At 71.5% G+C, this 17,380-nt stretch carries 13 protein-coding genes; 9 read left to right on the top strand and 4 right to left on the bottom strand.

All coding sequences use genetic code 11. The features are described from left to right. Positions 1-1,151 precede the first annotated feature (1,151 nt). The 9 genes from QL985_RS09890 (at position 1,152) to QL985_RS09850 (ending at position 12,432) form a co-directional block, all read left to right on the top strand. Entirely contained in the window at positions 1,152-2,321 is a 1,170-nt protein-coding gene (locus QL985_RS09890) for a hypothetical protein (protein WP_019310947.1), read from the top strand. After that, positions 2,311-3,348, top strand: coding sequence for an HAD-IIA family hydrolase (locus QL985_RS09885; RefSeq protein WP_224764882.1), 1,038 nt, complete (start codon positions 2,311-2,313; stop codon positions 3,346-3,348). The genes QL985_RS09890 and QL985_RS09885 overlap by 11 nt, the downstream gene beginning before the upstream one ends. Positions 3,349-3,979: 631 nt before the next feature. After that, the gene (locus QL985_RS09880) at positions 3,980-4,747 is read left to right on the top strand and encodes a TlyA family RNA methyltransferase (RefSeq protein ID WP_019310949.1); all 768 of its coding nucleotides are present in this window, start codon (positions 3,980-3,982) and stop codon (positions 4,745-4,747) included. 56 nt (positions 4,748-4,803) lie between these two features. Then, the gene (locus QL985_RS09875) at positions 4,804-5,886 is read left to right on the top strand and encodes an NAD kinase (RefSeq protein ID WP_019310950.1); all 1,083 of its coding nucleotides are present in this window, start codon (positions 4,804-4,806) and stop codon (positions 5,884-5,886) included. Next, complete coding sequence (gene recN, locus QL985_RS09870) at positions 5,883-7,595, top strand: DNA repair protein RecN (protein ID WP_019310951.1); 1,713 nt, start codon at positions 5,883-5,885, stop codon at positions 7,593-7,595. Before QL985_RS09875 ends, recN begins: the two co-directional genes overlap by 4 nt. 32 nt (positions 7,596-7,627) lie before the next feature. Further along, the gene (locus tag QL985_RS09865; RefSeq protein WP_029603541.1) at positions 7,628-9,343 is read left to right on the top strand and encodes a CTP synthase; all 1,716 of its coding nucleotides are present in this window, start codon (positions 7,628-7,630) and stop codon (positions 9,341-9,343) included. Between the two features lie 189 nt (positions 9,344-9,532). Then, positions 9,533-10,189, top strand: coding sequence for an NUDIX hydrolase (locus QL985_RS09860; protein WP_019310953.1), 657 nt, complete (start codon positions 9,533-9,535; stop codon positions 10,187-10,189). Then, positions 10,186-11,358 (top strand): site-specific tyrosine recombinase XerD, encoded by a 1,173-nt coding sequence (locus tag QL985_RS09855; protein WP_223110115.1) that lies wholly within the window; start codon positions 10,186-10,188, stop codon positions 11,356-11,358. Before QL985_RS09860 ends, QL985_RS09855 begins: the two co-directional genes overlap by 4 nt. Positions 11,359-11,448: 90 nt before the next feature. After that, positions 11,449-12,432 (top strand): D-alanyl-D-alanine carboxypeptidase family protein, encoded by a 984-nt coding sequence (locus tag QL985_RS09850; RefSeq protein ID WP_050899520.1) that lies wholly within the window; start codon positions 11,449-11,451, stop codon positions 12,430-12,432. Positions 12,433-12,717: 285 nt separating this feature from the next. On the opposite strand, the gene QL985_RS09845 is transcribed toward QL985_RS09850, so the two are convergent. The 4 genes from QL985_RS09845 to QL985_RS09830 all read right to left on the bottom strand — a co-directional run bounded on the left by QL985_RS09845 (position 12,718) and on the right by QL985_RS09830 (position 17,107). Further along, on the bottom strand, positions 12,718-13,857 hold the full coding sequence (locus tag QL985_RS09845) for a bifunctional 2-methylcitrate synthase/citrate synthase (RefSeq protein ID WP_144802819.1): 1,140 nt from the start codon (positions 13,855-13,857) through the stop codon (positions 12,718-12,720). Positions 13,858-13,939: 82 nt separating this feature from the next. Next, the gene (prpB, locus tag QL985_RS09840) at positions 13,940-14,851 is read right to left on the bottom strand and encodes a methylisocitrate lyase (RefSeq protein WP_019310956.1); all 912 of its coding nucleotides are present in this window, start codon (positions 14,849-14,851) and stop codon (positions 13,940-13,942) included. 2 nt (positions 14,852-14,853) lie between these two features. Continuing rightward, positions 14,854-16,386, bottom strand: a complete 1,533-nt coding sequence (locus QL985_RS09835) for an MmgE/PrpD family protein (RefSeq protein ID WP_019310957.1) — start codon at positions 16,384-16,386, stop codon at positions 14,854-14,856. Between the two features lie 64 nt (positions 16,387-16,450). After that, complete coding sequence (locus QL985_RS09830; protein ID WP_019310958.1) at positions 16,451-17,107, bottom strand: GntR family transcriptional regulator; 657 nt, start codon at positions 17,105-17,107, stop codon at positions 16,451-16,453. Positions 17,108-17,380: the final 273 nt, after the last annotated feature.

Raw genomic sequence — 17,380 nt, 5'->3', positions numbered from 1 at the left:
GGGCGGGGGCATTGTGAGGCGGTCGGTGACCGTTTGTAGAATGCTCAGCAGACCAGTGGACATCGCCCGTCGATGACCTGAACACCAAGGCCTGAGGCCGCAGTAGGAGACACCCCTTGAGCGCATCTGATCAGCACGGTTCCCGCGATCACTCGGATCGTCGGCGGGACGAGGGTGAGCGCGGTGGCTGGCGCGGCCGCGAGGACCGCGGCGGACCACGCGGTGGATGGCGTGGGGGTCCCGCATCCCGCGACGGTGGGGACCGGGGCGGGCGCGACGGCTACCGGGCCGGCTCCGACCGGGACGACTACCGGGGGCGCGGCGAGGGTCAAGGCCCTGGGCGCGGTGCCGGCCGCGATGACCGCTATGCAGGGGGACGACCGGCGCGGCGCGATGACCGGGCCCCGGGCGGCCGTGACGACCGCCGCCGTGACGACCGCAACGACTACCGCCGCGGTGAGCGTGACGGTGCACGCGGTGGCTACCGGGGCCGTGACGACCGTGGAGATCGCCGGTTCGAGGGTCGCCGCGATGATCGCGGTTCGCGGTCCCGGGACGACTACCAGAGCCGTGAGGACCGCGGGAACCGTGGCTTCGGCGGCGACCGGGACGGGCGGCGTCGTGAGAGCGGGGGATCGGAAGGCTACCGCGGAGGGAACGATCGGGGCTCCGTTGGGCGTGAGCGCCAGGACCGCGATCGTCGGGACGGCCGGTCCTACGGGTCCGGCACCGACCGGCGCCGCTTCGACGAGCGCGGCGGCGAGGAACGCCGAGGCAGTGCCGGTGGGCCGGGACGCGGCAGGGACGGTTACCGGGGAGACTCGGCGGACCGCCGGGGTGACAGGGATGCCCGGCACCGGGACGCCCCCCGCAGTGGTGGCTTCTCCCGGTCGGATGCGCGCGGCGACGGTCGCGGCCGCGCGGACGCCCGTGGCGGATATCAGTCCCGCGACCACCGTGGTTCCACCGGGGGCTCGGGACGGGGGCACCGGGACGACCGCGGAGGCAGCGGCGGCCGCGGGGACCGTTTCGAGGCGCGGCACGACCGGGGCGGACAGGACCGCCACGCCCGTGGGGGTGATCGCCGTGGCGAGTTCGGCTCGTACGACCGCACGGACCGGCGCGGTTTCGACGACACGCGCCCGCGGTTCGTGGCCCCGGAGATCGATGCGGACGTCACCGGTCGGGAGCTCGACCGCACGATGCACCACGAGCTCAAGGCCCTTGAACCCAGCAACGCGGAACGCGTGTCCCAGCACCTCGTGATGACCGCGCGCTACCTCGACGACGATCCCGAGTTCGCGCTGGAGCATGCGAACGCGGCCGTCCGCAAGGCGGGACGCATCGGCGTCGTGCGCGAGGCCGCGGGTGTCGCGGCCTACGCGGCGGGAGACTACGCGCTCGCACTGAAGGAGCTGCGCACCCACCGTCGCATCTCGGGCTCCCAGGAGCACCTCCCCCTCATGGTCGACTGCCAGCGGGCCCTGGGCCGCTCGGACAAGGCCATGGAGGAGGCGACCTCCGACGCCGCGGCGCAGCTGGATGCCGAGGGCAAGGCGGAGCTCGCCATGGTCGTCTCGGGCATCCACGCCGACGCGGGCGACCACGACGCCGCCCTGGCCTCCCTCGAGATCCCGCAGCTCGACAAGAACCGGGGCTTCGTCTACAGCCCCAAGCTCTTCCGCGCCTATGCGGAGGCACTGCGGGCCGTGGGCCGGGACAAGGAGTCGATGGGCTGGGAGCGCCAGGCCATCGTCGCGGAGGCTGCCCTGGGCATGGGCCAGTTCTCCGAGCCCGAGATCGTCGACCTCGGTGACGACCTCGACGAGGAAGAGGCGCGGCGGACCGTGCGCGAGGCCCAACGGCGTCACAGCGCACCGGAGCCGGAAACAGCCGACCGTTCTGGGGACCGTGACTCTGAGGAGCGCGGTTCCGGTGACGGGACGTCCTCGAACCGCCCAGCGGAGGCTCCGGAGCCGACGGAGCCGGCGGGAGCGTCTGACTTTTCCGCCTCTGCCGAGACCGCTGCGCCTGTTAGGACCGCCGAGTCTGCCGGAACCGCCGAAACTGCCGAGTCTGCCGAAGCGGTCGAGTCCGCCGTGTCCGCCGGGCCCTCCGGTACGGCCGGGACGGCTCCTGGCGTCGGTGCCCCTGAGACGGCTGCGCCCTCCGGCTCCGCTGCACCGGCCGCGCAGGGTGCGTCTGCAGAGACGAACGCGCCTGCCCATCGCACCGAATCCGCAGTACACGGGGACACCGCCCAGGAGGCGGATCCTGCTGAGCACGTGGGCGAGGACACCCCGGAGCACCGTGCAGACTGAGCGGATTCGACCCGCGGTGGACGAGGGCGCGCCGCTGATCGAGCGGTTCGACGCCCTGCTGTGCGACCTGGACGGTGTGGTCTACGCGGGGCCGCACGCGATCGACGGCGCGCCGGAGGCTCTCGACGCGGTGCGGCGCTCCGGCCGTGCCGTCGTGTACGTCACGAACAATGCCTCCCGGCCACCGAGCGCCGTGGCGGAGCACATCTCCGCTCTCGGGGCTCCCACCAGGGTGGAGCACGTGGTCAGCTCGGCGCAGGCCGCGGCCACTCTGCTCGCGGAGCGGCTGCGGCCCTCCGCCCGGGTGCTGGTCACGGGCTCGAGCGCGCTGGCCGACGAGATCCGCGACGTCGGGCTGGTGCCGGTGGACTCCCAGGCCGACGACCCCGTGGCCGTGGTGCAGGGCTTCGATCCGCATCTGGGCTGGGAGCAGCTCGCCGAGGCCGCGTTCACGCTCGCGGACGAGTCCGTGCTGTGGTGCGCCACCAACACCGACCGCACGATTCCCAAGGAGCGCGGCATTGCGCCGGGCAACGGGACCCTGGTGGCGGCCGTGGCCGCGGCATCGGGCAGGGATCCGCTCGTGGCGGGAAAGCCCGAGGCCCCGATCTTTCAGGAGGCCGCCGACCGCGTGGGCTCCACCCGCCCGGCGGTGGTCGGGGATCGGCTGGACACCGACATCCAGGGGGCGCACAACGCTGGCATGCAGAGCATCGAGGTGCTGACCGGAGTGGACTCTGCGGCCACCGTACTGGCCGCGTGCTCGGCGCAGCGACCCACGTTCCTCCTGGGTTCGCTCCGCGAGCTCTTCGAGCCGTACCCGCGGATCACCGTGGAGCACCGCGGCCCCGGGGTGCGGGCCACGTGTGGGCACGCGGTCGCGGAGGTGGAGGGTGACCTCGTGTCCGTGACGGCAGAGAAGGACCACCTGGACGGCTGGCGCGCGGCCTGCGCCGCGTGGTGGAACGTGCACCCGGATGCCGAGCAGCCCACAAAGCCGCAGCTGCAGTGGAAGGACCCCTCGTGAACCACGAACCGGCACCCGAGGCTGCGGCGGCCTCACGCGGCTCGTCCGATTCACAGGACGCGCCCCCGCCGGGGGGACCCATCTCCGGGCCCGAATCGACGCCCAGTCTCAACTCACGCGTTCACAACGGCCCGACCACGGGGTCGGTGACGCCGCACGACACCTCAATCGCCAACGACACTTCCACCGCCCACGATTCGTCCGGGCCTCAGGAGTCGTCTGCGCCGCAGGAGTCGTCCGTGGGGCGGGAGTCACCCGCGGGGTCCGGGTCCGGTCGGGACGACGTCCCGGGCAGCGTCGTTCCCCGGACGGGGTTCGGACCGGTCGACGCCGTGCTGGCACGTGAGCCCCAGATCTCCCGGATGCCCGTGGCCCAGCGGGCGGCGGTGTTCGCCGAACTGCACACGGAGCTGGAGCGGATTCTGGCGCAGGATCCGGCATCTCTGCCCGCAGGGCTGGTTCCTCCGGGGCCCCCGCGCCCAGGGTCACAGTCCCCAGGGTCACCGGCCTCGGAGTCCCAGTCCCCGGCGTTGCAGTCACCGAGGTCCCAGTCCCCGGCGTCACCGTCCTCGGTGGCCGGGGTTCCCGGCCGGGCACCCGGCCAGAACCACCCCGCCGGACGCGAGTCACGGTGACCCCGCGACTCGACCGGGTGCTCACGGAGCGTGGGCTCGCCCGCTCGCGCACCGCGGCCGCGGCGTGGATCAAGGACGGCCGCGTGGCCGTCAACGGCGTCCCTGTCACCAAACCGGCCACGCCGGTGGGGGAGCAGGACGTGGTGGAGGTCGCGCCGTCGGCCGAGGACGAGTACGTGAGCCGCGCCGGCCACAAGCTGGCGGGTGCGCTGGAGTGCTTCCCGGACGTGGACCCCGCGGGCAGGCGGTGCCTGGACGCCGGAGCCTCCACGGGCGGCTTCACGGACGTCCTGCTGCGCCGGGGCGCCCGCGAAGTGGTTGCCGTGGACGTGGGACACGACCAGCTGGTCCCCGAGCTGCGCGCAGATCCCCGCGTGGTCGTCCACGAAGGACTCAACGTGCGCTACCTGGAGCCGGAGCAGATCGGTGGGCCCGCGCAGCTCACGGTGTGCGACCTCTCGTTCATCTCCCTGACCCTCGTGGTCGAGGCCCTGGCCGGCGCCACGGAGCCCGGAGGGGACCTGTTGCTCATGGTCAAACCGCAGTTCGAGGTGGGAGTCCACAACCTGTCCCGCACGGGGGTGGTCACGTCCGAGCAGGCCCGCGCGGACGCGGTGCGGCGCGTCACCGACCGAGCGGGCGACGTCGGGCTGGACGTCCTGGCCACCGCCCCGAGCCCGCTGCCCGGGCAGGACGGCAACGTGGAGTTCTTCGTGCGGTGCCGCCGCCCGCGGACCGCCGGCGGCGTCGGAGTGCTCGCGTAGTGTGGAACGCGTCAACGCACGGTGGGAGCCGAACGCAGGAGGATGATCTGCAGCACGTGAGCCGGAAGATCCTGGTGATGACCCACACGGGCCGTCCCGAGGCGAAGGACGCCGCGCGCCAGTCGTGCGCGCAGCTGCACTCCGCGGGGCTGGTCCCCGTTCTCTCACGTCCGGACCTCGAGGAGCTGTGCGCGGACGGGCTGGACATGTCCCCGGTGGAGATCCTCGAGGAGGACGTCGCCCTCAAGGACATCGAGATCGTCATGGTCCTCGGTGGCGACGGCTCGATCCTGCGCGCGGCGGAGCTCGTCCGGGGAGTGGACACACCGCTGCTGGGCGTGAACCTGGGGCACGTGGGATTCCTCGCCGAGTCCGAGCGCTCGGGTCTGAACGAGACCGTCGAGGCCATCGTGGACGGGCGGTACACGGTGGAACGCCGCATGGCGCTGGACGTCACCGTGTGGGAGCACCGGCGCAAAGTCCTGCACACGTGGGCGCTGAACGAGGCCTCCGTGGAGAAGGGCGACCGCGAGAAGATGATCGAGGTGGTCACCGAGGTGGACCGCCGCCCGCTGTCCACCTTCGGCTGCGACGGCGTGGTCATGGCCACCCCCACCGGGTCCACCGCCTACGCGTTCTCCGCGGGCGGGCCCGTGGTGTGGCCGGAGGTCGAGGCACTGCTCATGGTGCCGCTGTCCGCCCACGCGCTGTTCTCCCGTCCACTGGTGATCTCCCCGCGCTCCATGCTGGCCGTGGAGGTCCTCACCCGAACGGACGCCCGCGGCGTGCTGTGGTGCGACGGTCGGCGCACCGTGGACCTGCCGCCCGGGTCCAGGATCGAGGTGCGGCGCTCCGAGAAGTCCGTGAACCTCGCGCGCATGCACGCCACGCCCTTCTCGGAACGGCTCGTCAAGAAGTTCGAACTGCCGATCGCCGGGTGGCGCGGCCCCCGGCCCGGTGAGCAGGTGGAGTCCATGACCACCGCGCTGCCCATGGTCCAGCCCACCACGGTGGTGGCGCAGGACCTCTCCCAGCCCAAGCTCAGCGTGGGGCGGGAGATCCCGCACCACGGACCACTGGGACGTGGCGGGACCTGCACCCCGGACGCCGATGACCCGAACGGAACCAGCGGATCATGATCGAGGAAATCCACATCCACGACCTCGGCGTCATCACCGACGCCGTCCTGCCCCTGGGCCCAGGTCTCTCGATCCTCTCGGGCGAGACCGGGGCCGGAAAGACCATGGTGGTCACGGCCCTCGGCATGCTCCTGGGCAACCGCGCGGACGCCGGCGCGGTGCGCTCGGGCAGCTCAAAGGCGCTCGCGGAGGCCACCGTGCGCGTGCCGGTGGACCACGCGGCGGTCGGGCTCGTGGAGGAGTCGGGCGGCACCGTGGACCGCGAGGAGGTCGGGGGCGGCGACGAAGCGCTCATCCTGATCTCACGCACCGTCTCCGCGGAGGGCCGCAGCCGCGCCCACGTCGGAGGACGGTCGGCACCCGTGGGAACGCTCGCTGCGGTGGGGGAGTCCCTCGTGGCCGTGCACGGCCAGTCGGACCAGCTGCGGCTGAAGTCCGCCGGGGCGCAGCGCACGGCCCTGGACGACTATGCGGGGCAGCCGGTCGCGGCCGAGCTCGCCGTGTACCGGGAGGAGCTCGCCCGCTACCGTAGCGTCGTCGCCACCCTGCGGGCCGCCAAGGAGAACTCCCGCGAACGCGCGTTGCAGGCCCAGAGCCTCACCACAGCCCTCGCGGAGATCGACGCCGTAGAGCCCGTCCCGGGCGAGGACACGCAGCTGGACGCCGAGAGCGAGAAGCTCACCAACCTGGAGTCCCTGCGCACCGCGGCCACCACCGCGCACGCGGCCCTCAGCGGTTCCGAGGCCGACGACGCCCCGGAGGCCAACGCCGTGGCCCTGCTGTCCCACGCCCAGCAGGCCCTCGAGCTGGAGTCCGACGCGGACCCGGACCTCGCGGCGCTCGCAGCTCGTGTGCGCGAGCTGACCGTGGTGGCCGCCGACGTGGCCGCGGACCTCTCCGGCTACGCGAGCGGTCTGGACGAGGACGGCCCGGCGCGCCTCGCGGAGGTCGAGGCCCGCCGCAGCGCGCTGCGCGCTCTGACCAAGAAGTACGGCGCCACGATCGACGAGGTGCTGAGCTGGGCGGACGAGGCGCGCACCCAGCTGGACGAGCTCGTGGTGGACCCCCATCGCGAGGAGCAGCTGCGGGCCGAGGGGGAGAGGCTGCACGCGTCCCTCGAGAAGCACGCCGCCACCCTGCTGACGCTGCGGCGAGCGGCCGCGGAGAAGCTGGCGGCCGCCGTGAGCGCGGAGCTCACGGCACTGGCCATGCCCAACGCATCTCTCGTGGTGACGGTGGAACCCTCGGAGCGCTTCACGGACGACGGCCGGGACACCGTCGAGTTCATGCTCGCCCCGCACGCCCAGGCCACCCCTCGTCCGCTCGGCAAGGGCGCCTCGGGCGGTGAGCTCTCCCGCATCATGCTGGCGCTGGAGGTCGTGCTCTCCGAGGTGGATCCCGTGCCCACGTTCGTCTTCGACGAGGTGGACTCCGGGGTGGGCGGCAAGGCGGCCGTGGAGATCGGACGCCGGCTCAAGATGCTCGCCCGCAACGTGCAGGTCCTGGTGGTCACCCACCTGCCCCAGGTGGCGGCCTTCGCGGACCAGCACATCCTCGTGACCAAGTCCTCGGACTCGAGCGTCTCGGACGTGAAGGTCCTCACCGAGGAGGAACGGGTGGTCGAGCTGGCGCGGATGCTCGCCGGGCACGAGGACTCGGACGCCGCCCGCGAGCACGCCCGTGAACTCCTGCGGGACGCCACCGCATGACCGCAGACCCCCGTACCCCGCACACGACACGAATGGTAGGCTCGAATCCCGTGGTTGATGCTCAGGACGCCGCCCGCGAGGCAGGCACAGAAAAGAACAACGGCAAGGTGACCCGGCAGATCTTCGTCACGGGTGGTGTGGCCTCGTCCCTCGGCAAGGGGCTCACCGCATCCTCGCTCGGCATGCTCCTGCGAGCACGCGGGCTGTCCGTGACCATGCAGAAGCTGGATCCCTATCTGAACGTGGATCCGGGCACCATGAACCCGTTCCAACACGGCGAGGTCTTTGTGACCGACGACGGCGCGGAGACGGACCTGGACATCGGGCACTACGAACGCTTCCTGGACGAGAACCTGGACGCCTCCGCCAACGTGACCACCGGGCAGGTGTACTCCACGGTGATCGCCAAGGAGCGCCGCGGCGAGTACCTCGGGGACACGGTGCAGGTGATTCCCCACATCACGGACGAGCTCAAGCGCCGCATGCGCCGCCGCGCCGAGGACGAGAACGCCCCGGACATCATCATCACCGAGATCGGCGGCACGGTGGGCGACATCGAGTCCCAGCCGTTCATCGAGGCCGCCCGCCAGGTGCGCCAGGACGTGGGTCGGCGCAACGTGTTCTACCTGCACGTGTCCCTGATCCCGTTCATCGGCCCCTCCGGTGAGCTCAAGACCAAGCCCACCCAGCACTCCGTGGCCACGCTTCGCGGTCTCGGCATCCAGCCGGACGCCCTCGTCCTGCGCTGCGACCGGGACGTCCCGGACGCCATGCTGCGCAAGATCGGCAGCGCGTGCGACGTGGACCTGGACGCCGTGATCTCCTGCGCAGACGCACCGAGCATCTACGACATCCCCAACACCCTGCACACCCAGGGCCTGGACACGTACATCCTCGACTACCTGGGTCTGGACTACCAGGACGCGGACCTGCGCCAGTGGTCTCGCCTGCTCACGGCGGTGCACGAGCCCGAGCACCAGGTCACGGTCGCCCTCGTGGGCAAGTACATCGACCTCCCGGACGCGTACCTCTCGGTCTCCGAGGCCCTGCGCGCCGGCGGGTTCGCCAACAACGCCAAGGTCAACCTCAAGTGGGTGGCCTCGGACCTGTGCGACACCCCCGAGGGGGCGCAGCGCGAACTCGGCGACGTGGACGCCATCTGCGTGCCCGGAGGCTTCGGCATCCGTGGCCTGGAGGGCAAGCTGGGCGCGCTGACGTGGGCTCGCACGCACAAGGTTCCCACCCTGGGGCTGTGCCTGGGCCTGCAGTGCATGGTCATCGAGTACGCGCGCAACGAGGTGGGGCTGCCCAACGCGTCCTCCACCGAGTTCGACCCCGATACCGACACCCCCGTGATCGCGACCATGGAGGAGCAGAAGCAGTTCGTCGAGGGCGCGGGTGATCTGGGCGGCACCATGCGTCTGGGCCTGTACCCCGCCGCACTCGCCGAGGGCTCCGTGGTGGCCGAGACCTATGGCACCACCGAGGTCTCCGAGCGCCACCGCCACCGCTACGAGGTCAACAACGCGTACCGCGACGCCCTGGCCGAGGCCGGGCTGCGGATCTCGGGCACCTCGCCGGAGGGCACCCTCGTGGAGTTCGTGGAGCTGCCCCGCGAGGAGCACCCGTACTACGTGGCCACCCAGGCGCACCCCGAGCTCGCGTCGCGTCCCACGCGCCCCCACCCGCTCTTCGACGGTCTGGTCCGGGCCGCCCTGGAGCGGCGCGGCGTGCAGGCGCACGCCTGACCCGCAGCTCTTCTGACACGGGCCCCGACGACGCACCACCGGTTGTCGGGGCCCGTTCGTCACCCCGTGCCCGACCCTGGAGGACGCGATCCGGGCGCATGCACCCGGCGCCGTGACTGCTCGGCGACCACCACGGTCCCGCACATCCCGCCGCCAGTGACGGGCCACCGACCACCGAACGGAGACACCATGGACTTCACCGACATCACCTCTGAGCAGTTGCACGACACCCCCGACCCCCACGCGGCGGAGTCCTCGGAGACCGTGTTCGACGGCGCGATCTGGGACGTGTGCCGGGAGACGTTCCGCATGGCGGGCCAGGAGAACGGGCTCACCCGGGAGTTCATCACCCACCCCGGGGCGGTCTCGATCGTGGCCCTCGACGAGCGCGACCGGGTGCTGCTGATCAACCAGTACCGTCACCCGGTGCGGCTGCGCATGTGGGAGATCCCCGCCGGCCTCCTGGACGTCTCGGGCGAGCCCGCCCTGGACGCGGCCCAGCGTGAACTGGGGGAGGAGGCGGACCTGCGCGCCGAGCAGTGGGACACGCTCGTGGACTTCGACAACTCCCCGGGTTCCTCTGCCGAGGCCAACCGGATCTTCCTGGCGCGGGGGCTCAGAGAGGTCCCGGCGGCCCAGCGGTTCACGCGGGAGGGCGAGGAGGCGGAGATCGTCGCCGGCTTCGCGGATCTCGACGACGCCGTGGCCGCCGTGCTGGACGGCCGCCTCACGTCCCCGGCCGCTGCACTGGGCGTCCTGGCCGCGCACATCGCCCGCGCCCGCGACTGGAGCACTCTGCGGGCTCCGGACGCGCCGTGGTCGGCCCGCCCTCAGCACGCCGGGTGAACGACCACCAGGGGCTGAGTGCGGAGAACCCACGCCGGGGTCTCAACACGGCGGAGGCGGGGTTCCCGGACACGTTGCCGCGGCGGAGCGGGACGCCGGATGCCTCCCCGCGGGTCACCCGGAACGGGGAGGCCGCGCAGCCGGAGACCGGTCCCGACACGGAGCCGCTTCCCGTGGTGGTGCAGGAGCCCGCCAGACGGGAGCCAGCGGCGTCGGCCTCGGAGCAGGAGCCCGCGGTGGAACTGGTGCGGGCCGTGGGGCGCTACCTGGACCACCTGGTGGTGGAGCGCGGACTGGCACAGAACACGGTGACCGCCTACCGGCGTGACCTGAGACGCTACCTGGGCCACCTCACGCGGACCGCGCCGGACGTGCGCGTGCCGCGGGACATCACCACCGACCACGTGCGGGCGTTCATCCGTGTGCTGCGGGAGGGGGACGACGAGCACCCGCCCCTCTCGGCGCGCAGCAGCGCCCGGGTGCTCGCCGCGGTGCGCGGGGCCCACGCGTTCTGGGCCACCGAGTCGACCGTGGACGCGGACGCGGCCTCGCGGGTCAGCCCGCCGCCGCCGCCGCAGCGGCTGCCGAAGGCGATCGGGGTCACCGAGGTGGAGAACCTGCTGGCGGCCCCCGATCCCGAGACGCCCGCGGGACTGCGCGCCCGCGCGTTCCTCGAGCTGCTCTACGCCACCGGTGCGCGCATCTCGGAGGCTGTGGCCCTGGACGTGGACGACCTCGCGGGCCTGGACGACGAGGAGCTCGCGCTGATCCGGCTCGTGGGCAAGGGGGACAAGCACCGGCTGGTACCCGTGGGCTCGTACGCCGTGACCGCGCTGGAGCGCTACCTGGTGCGCGCACGCCCCGAGCTGGCGCGCCACGGCAGGGGAACTCCCGCCGTGTTCCTCAACGCCCGGGGCTCACGGATCTCACGGCAGACCGCCTGGACCATGGTCAAGGACGCCGCGCGCACCATCCACCAGGAGGACAGGATCACGCCCCACACGCTGCGGCACTCCTTTGCCACCCACCTGCTCGAGGGCGGCGCGGACCTGCGCGTGGTGCAGGAACTGCTGGGGCACGCGTCCCTGGCCACCACGCAGATCTACACGAGGGTGTCCGTGGAGTCCCTGCGCGAGGTGTACGCCACCTCCCACCCGCGGGCCCGCTGAGCCGGACCCGCCCAGTGGGCGGGACGGCGATTGCTTCTGCACCTCCGGCCGTTCACCCTCCCGTCACGGACCCGGTCTACCCTGGGAGGGATGAAACCGTTCACGCGCCTGCCCTCCGCCCTTCTGGCCGTTCCGCTCGCCGCGACCCTGCTCACGGCCGGAACGACTCCCGCGTCCGCCGTGACGGGCATCGAGGCCGAGTACGACGGCCTGCCGCAGGCCCAGGACTGGCTCGGCGAGCCCACGTCCGAGGAGTCGTGCGAGCTACGGGACAAGGGGTGCTACCGCGAGTACGACAAGGGCGCCATCTACTGGTCGCCCGACACGGGCGCGCGGGCGCAGCGCGGAGCGATCTACGCCCGGTGGCGGGCCGAGGGATCCGAGCACGGGCCGCTCGGCTACCCGGTGAGCCGGGAAACCTGTTCCGACGGGACGTGCGAGGTGCGCTACCAGCGCGGGAGCATCACGTGGACCGAGGCGGACGGCACCACCGTGCACCGGGACGTGGACGAGGCAGCCAGCGCGGGCGTCGTCGTCAACAAGCAGCGGGCGCTGTCCCCGCAGGACTACGCGCCCGCTCCGCTGCGGGACGTGGGCGGGGGCGTGCAGCTGCGCGACGACGCCGCGGCCGCGTACGAGCGGATGTCACGCGCTGCGGCGGAGCAGGGGGTGGAGCTCACAGCCGTGAGCGGGTACCGGGACTACGCCACGCAGGTGGGACTGTACGAGCAGTACACCTCGACGTACGGACGGGAGACCGCCGACTCGATCTCCGCGCGCCCCGGGCACTCGGAGCACCAGACCGGTCTGGCCATCGACGTGGGCGCGCCGGACGGTTCGTGCGCCCTGCTCGCGTGCTTCGAGGACACCCCTCAGGGCCGCTGGGTGGCCGATCACGCACACGAGTACGGGTTCGTGGTGCGGTACCCGGACGGGCGCACGGGCACCACCGGCTACGCCTACGAGCCGTGGCACCTGCGCTACGTGGGCGAGGACACCGCCACGAGCGTGAAGAACAGCGGGAAACCCGACCTGGAGTCCTACCTGGGCCTGCCCGACGCTCCCAGCTACTGACCCCTCCCGCAGTGGCCACCGAGCCGGCCGCGCACTGCGGCCCGGGACCGCACCGGGCACGAGCCACGTGCGGTGGACACGCGACGAGCGGTGGATGAGCCACGGGTGGTGAACGAGTGATGTGCGGTGAACGAGAGTGCGGGGCCCGCGTCCGGGGAGGACGGCACTGTGGACGAGACGACCCGTGGTCCCCCGGAGGGGCCACGGGTCGTCTGCGTGGTGCTGCTCACGAGCCGCAGTGCACCGGACCGGGGGGCCCGCGGGCGTTCCGGTCCGGTGACGGAGTCAGCTCAGGTGGCGCTCGTCCGGGCCGTTGTAGTCCGAGAGCGGGCGGATCAGGGAGTTGTTCGCGCGCTGCTCCATGATGTGGGCCGTCCAGCCCGCGATCCGCGCGCACACGAAGATGGGTGTGAACGTGGGGATGTCGAAGCCCATGAGCCAGTACGTGGGGCCGGCGGGGTAGTCCAGGTTGGGCTTGATGGACTTGGCCTCGTCCATGGACTTGGCCAGGCCGTTGTAGAGCCCCAGGATCTCCTGGCGGTCGTAGTGCGCCAGCATGCGGAACAGCGCGTCCTGCATGGTGGGCACGCGGGAGTCGCCGTGCTTGTACACGCGGTGCCCGAAGCCCATGACCTTCTTCTTCTCGGCCAGCGCCTGGTCCATCCACTCCTTGGCGCGCTTCTCGGCCTCCTCGGCGGTCTCCTCCTTGCGGATCCCGAGCTCCTCGAAGGTGTGCATCACGGCCTCGTTGGCGCCGCCGTGCAGCGGTCCCTTGAGGGCGCCGATCGCACCGGTGACCGCGGAGTGCAGGTCCGACAGCGTGGAGGTGATCACGCGCGCCGTGAAGGTGGACGCGTTGAAGGAATGCTCCGCGTACAGGATGATCGACACGCGGAACGCGTCCACCACCTCGGGGGCAGCTTCCTCGCCGAAGGCCATCCACAGGAAGTTCTGCGCGTAGTCCAGGTCCTCGCGGGGCTCCACGACCTCCTGGCCGTGACGGCGGCGCTGGTCGTAGCAGACCACGGCGGGCATGACCGCGAAGAGCTCCTGGGCCTTGCGCAGCTCGGCCTCGGGGGAGTTGTCCTCCGCCAGGGGGTGCTGGGCGCCGATCACGGACGCGGCGGTGCGGCACACGTCCATGGGGTGGCACGTGGTGGGCAGCTCGTCGATCACGCGCTTGAGCTCGGGGGTCAGGGCGCGGTTCTCGCGCTCGAGGATGCGGAAGGCCTCGAGCTCCTCCGCGGACGGCAGCTCGCCGTTCCACAGCAGCAGGGCCACCTCCTCCGCGGAGCACTTCTCGGCGAGCTCCTGCACGGGGTAGCCCCGGTAGAGCAGGGAGTTGGTCTCGGCGTTGACCTTGGACACGGCGGTGGCGTCCGCCACCACACCGGCGAGTCCCTTGCGGATTTCGGTATCGGCCACGGTTGATCTCCTTCGACAGCTGTGGACTAAGAACGTGTGATGGTTCCCACCCCACCAGAGTAGGCGGGGTGGGAACGGGGAGTCAGGAGTTCGGGGTGCCCGGCACCTCGAAGTTGAAGACCCCGGAGTCGAACTGGTTGTACCCGGTGTAGTCCACCAGCTCGTAGAGCCGCTTGCGCGTGAGCATGTTCTCCACCTGCGCCTGCTGGGTGCCGTCCTCTCGGATGGTGGTGAGCAGACGTTCGATGGCACCCATGGCCTGGCGCTCCAGGGACACGGGGTAGATGATCATCGACACCCCCGCGTCCTGCAGCTGCTGCCTGGTGAACAGCTCGGACTTCCCGAACTCGGTCATGTTCGCGAGGATCGGGACGTCAAGCGCCTCGGCCATGCGCTCGAACTCCGAGAGGTCCGCCATGGCCTCGGGGAAGATCACGTCCGCCCCGGCCTCGGCGAGCGCCTGGGCACGCTCCACGGCGGCGTCGAAACCGTCCACGCCGCGGATGTCCGTGCGGGCCATGACCACGAAGTTCGGGTCCCGGCGGGCCTCCACGGCGGCGCGGATGCGCTTGACGGCGGTGGCGGTGTCCACCACGTTCTTGCCGTCCAGGTGGCCGCAGCGCTTGGGGTTGAACTGGTCCTCGATGTGGCACCCGGCCAGCCCGGCGTCCTCGAGCTCCTGCACGGTGCGCGCCACGTTCATGGGCTCGCCGAAACCGGTGTCGGCGTCCACGAGGCACGGCAGGTCCGTGCCGCGGGCGATCTGACCGGCGCGGGTGGCGACCTCGGTGAGCGTGGTCAGCCCGATGTCCGGCAGCCCGAGCTCGTTGGCCAGCACGCCGCCGGAGATGTAGACGCCCTCGAAGCCCTGCTCCTGGATGAGCTTGGTGGACAGCGGGGTGAAGGCGCCCGGGAACTGGGCGATCTCCGGTGCGGCGAGCAGCTCGCGGAAGCGCTCACGCTTCTGGGCGGGGGTCACGGTGGTGTACAGCATGATCAGAAGATTCCCTTCGGCGACTTCTCCAGCTCCACTGCGGCGGCGATGTTGAGCTGCCCCAGCTCCCCGGCCTTGAGCTCGGGCAGGCGCTGGACGGTGTCCAGGAAGCGCTCGATCTCCTCGGGGGCCACGAGACCCTCGGCCAGGGTGCGGAACTTGGTGATGTACTGCTCGCGGGCGAACGGCCGCGCACCGAGCGGGTGGGCGTCCGCCACGGCGATCTGGTCCGTGACCACGGAGCCGTCCTTCATGGTGATCTCCACGGAGCCGCCGAACGCCTTCTCCGAGATGTCCAGGGAGTGGTAGCGGCGGGTCCACTCGGGATCCTCCTCCGTGGTGACCTTGTGCCACAGCTCCACAGTGTCCGGGCGGCCGGCGCGCTCCGGTGCGTAGGAGTCCACGTGGTGCCACGCGCCGTCCTGCAGGGCGACCGTGAAGATGTAGGGGATGGAGTGGTCCAGGGTCTCGCGCGAGGCCGTGGGGTCGTACTTCTGGGGGTCGTTGGCCCCGGAGCCGATCACGTAGTGGGTGTGGTGGGAGGTCCTGATGAGCACCGACTCCACATTGGCGGGGTCGGTGACCTCGGGGTGCTCGCGGTGCAGCTTGCGGGCCAGGTCGATCCACGCCTGCGCCTGGTACTCCGCGGAGTGCTCCTTGGTGTACGTGTCCAGGATGGCGCGCTTGGCCTCGCCCGGGGCGGGCAGGGGCACCTCGTAGCTGGCCTTCGGGCCGGAGAGCAGCCACGCGATCACGCCGTCCTCACCCTCGTAGATGGGGGTGGGGGAGGTCTGTCCGCGCATCGCACGGTCCACGGCCTCCACGGCCATCTTCCCGGCGAACGCGGGGGCGTGGGCCTTCCACGTGGAGATCTCGCCCTTGCGGGACTGGCGGGTCTGCGTGGTGGTGTGCAGCGCCTGGCCGATGGCCTGGAAGATCGTCTCGGTGTCCAGGCCCAGCAGGGTGCCGATGCCCGCGGAGGCGGACGGGCCGATGTGCGCGATGTGGTCGATCTTGTGCTCGTGCAGGCAGATGCCCTTCACGAGGTCCACCTGGACCTCGTAGCCCGTGGCGATGCCGCGGATCAGGTCCTCGCCGGTGCTGCCCACGTGCTGCGCCACGGCGAGGATCGGCGGGATGTTGTCACCGGGGTGGGAGTACTCCGCGGAGAGGAAGGTGTCGTGGTAGTCCAGCTCGCGCACGGCCACGCCGTTGGCCCACGCGGCCCACTCGGGGGACACGGCGGCGTCGTCCTCCGGGGCGCCGTAGAGCAGGGAGCCCTGGCCGGAGAACCCGGCGTTCGGCACCACCTTGTGGCACAGCGCCTGCGAGCGCGCGGAGACGATCGGGCCGCGGTTGAGGGAGGCGATGGCCACGGAGGCGTTGTCGATGATCCGGTTGATCACCATGTCCACCACCTCGGGCTCCACGGCCACGGGGTCTGTGGCCACGGAGGCGAGCTTGTGGGCCAGCTGCTCCTCGCGGGGCAGCTCTTCCTTGGAGGAGTACGTGCGCACGGTGTGTGTGACGGTCACGGGTGTTCCTTTCAGTGCGTGGTGCGTGGTTTTCGACGTGGTCGTGGTGCCGCGGGGCGGCCGCTCAGGAGGCCACCGGGACGGCGGCGAGCTCGGGGGTGCGCAGGGCGTTGCCGAGCGCGTTCTTGAGGTGGACGCGGGTGGTGGCCACGGCGAGGGCGGCGTCGCCCTCCGCGATCGCGCGGGCGATGGCCTCGTGCTCCGCGGCGGCCACGGCCAGGCGGCGCGGGTTGGACGTGGACAGCCGGCGGACCCGCGCGAGGTGCAGCCGCACATTGGCCAGTGCCTGCTGCAGGTAGGGGTTCTGCGCGGCGGCGTCGATCTCCGCGTCCATGCGGTCCACGAGCTCGTAGTACGCCACGTGGTCCGGGTCCCCGGTGAGCGTCTCCGCGATGTGCGAGAGCTGCTCCGCGAGCTCCCGGAAGGTCTCGCGGTCGCCGCGCTCGGCGGCCAGCTCCGCGGCCCGGCAGTCCAGGGTGTCCCGCAGCTCGTACAGCGCGCGGACGTCCTCGGAGGAGATCGCGCTGACGACGACGCCGCGGCCGTTGTGCGGCTCGGTCAGCCCGTCCGCGGTGAGCCGGGACAGGGCCTCGCGGACCGGGGTGCGGGAGATCCCGAGCCGCTCGGAAAGGTCCACCTCCCCGAGCACCTGCCCGGGGGTCAGGCGCCAGGACACGATGTCAGCGCGCAGCTCGCGGTACGCGCGTTCTCCAGCTCGCATGACTCCTCCTGACGTGGTGGTGACTCCATTGTATACACCGAGGGTGGGCAATTCAGTAAAACCGCGGAATCAGTGGGGTTTTGCAGGCATCGTGTATACACAATCCTTGCCCGGTGTGATGCAGGGCACTACCATGAAGGTACGCCGATGCCCGCCCCAGCACCACGTCCGGAGGACGCCATGTCGCAGCCCACCTACGAATCCGTCTACCGCGCGAGCGTGGATGATCCCGAGCGGTTCTGGCTGGACGCCGCCGACGCCGTGGAGTGGATC

It is taken from the genome of Kocuria sp. APC 4018 (assembly GCF_030407675.1).
Classification (GTDB): domain Bacteria; phylum Actinomycetota; class Actinomycetes; order Actinomycetales; family Micrococcaceae; genus Kocuria; species Kocuria rhizophila.
This window is presented reverse-complemented; position numbering and strand designations above follow the sequence as displayed.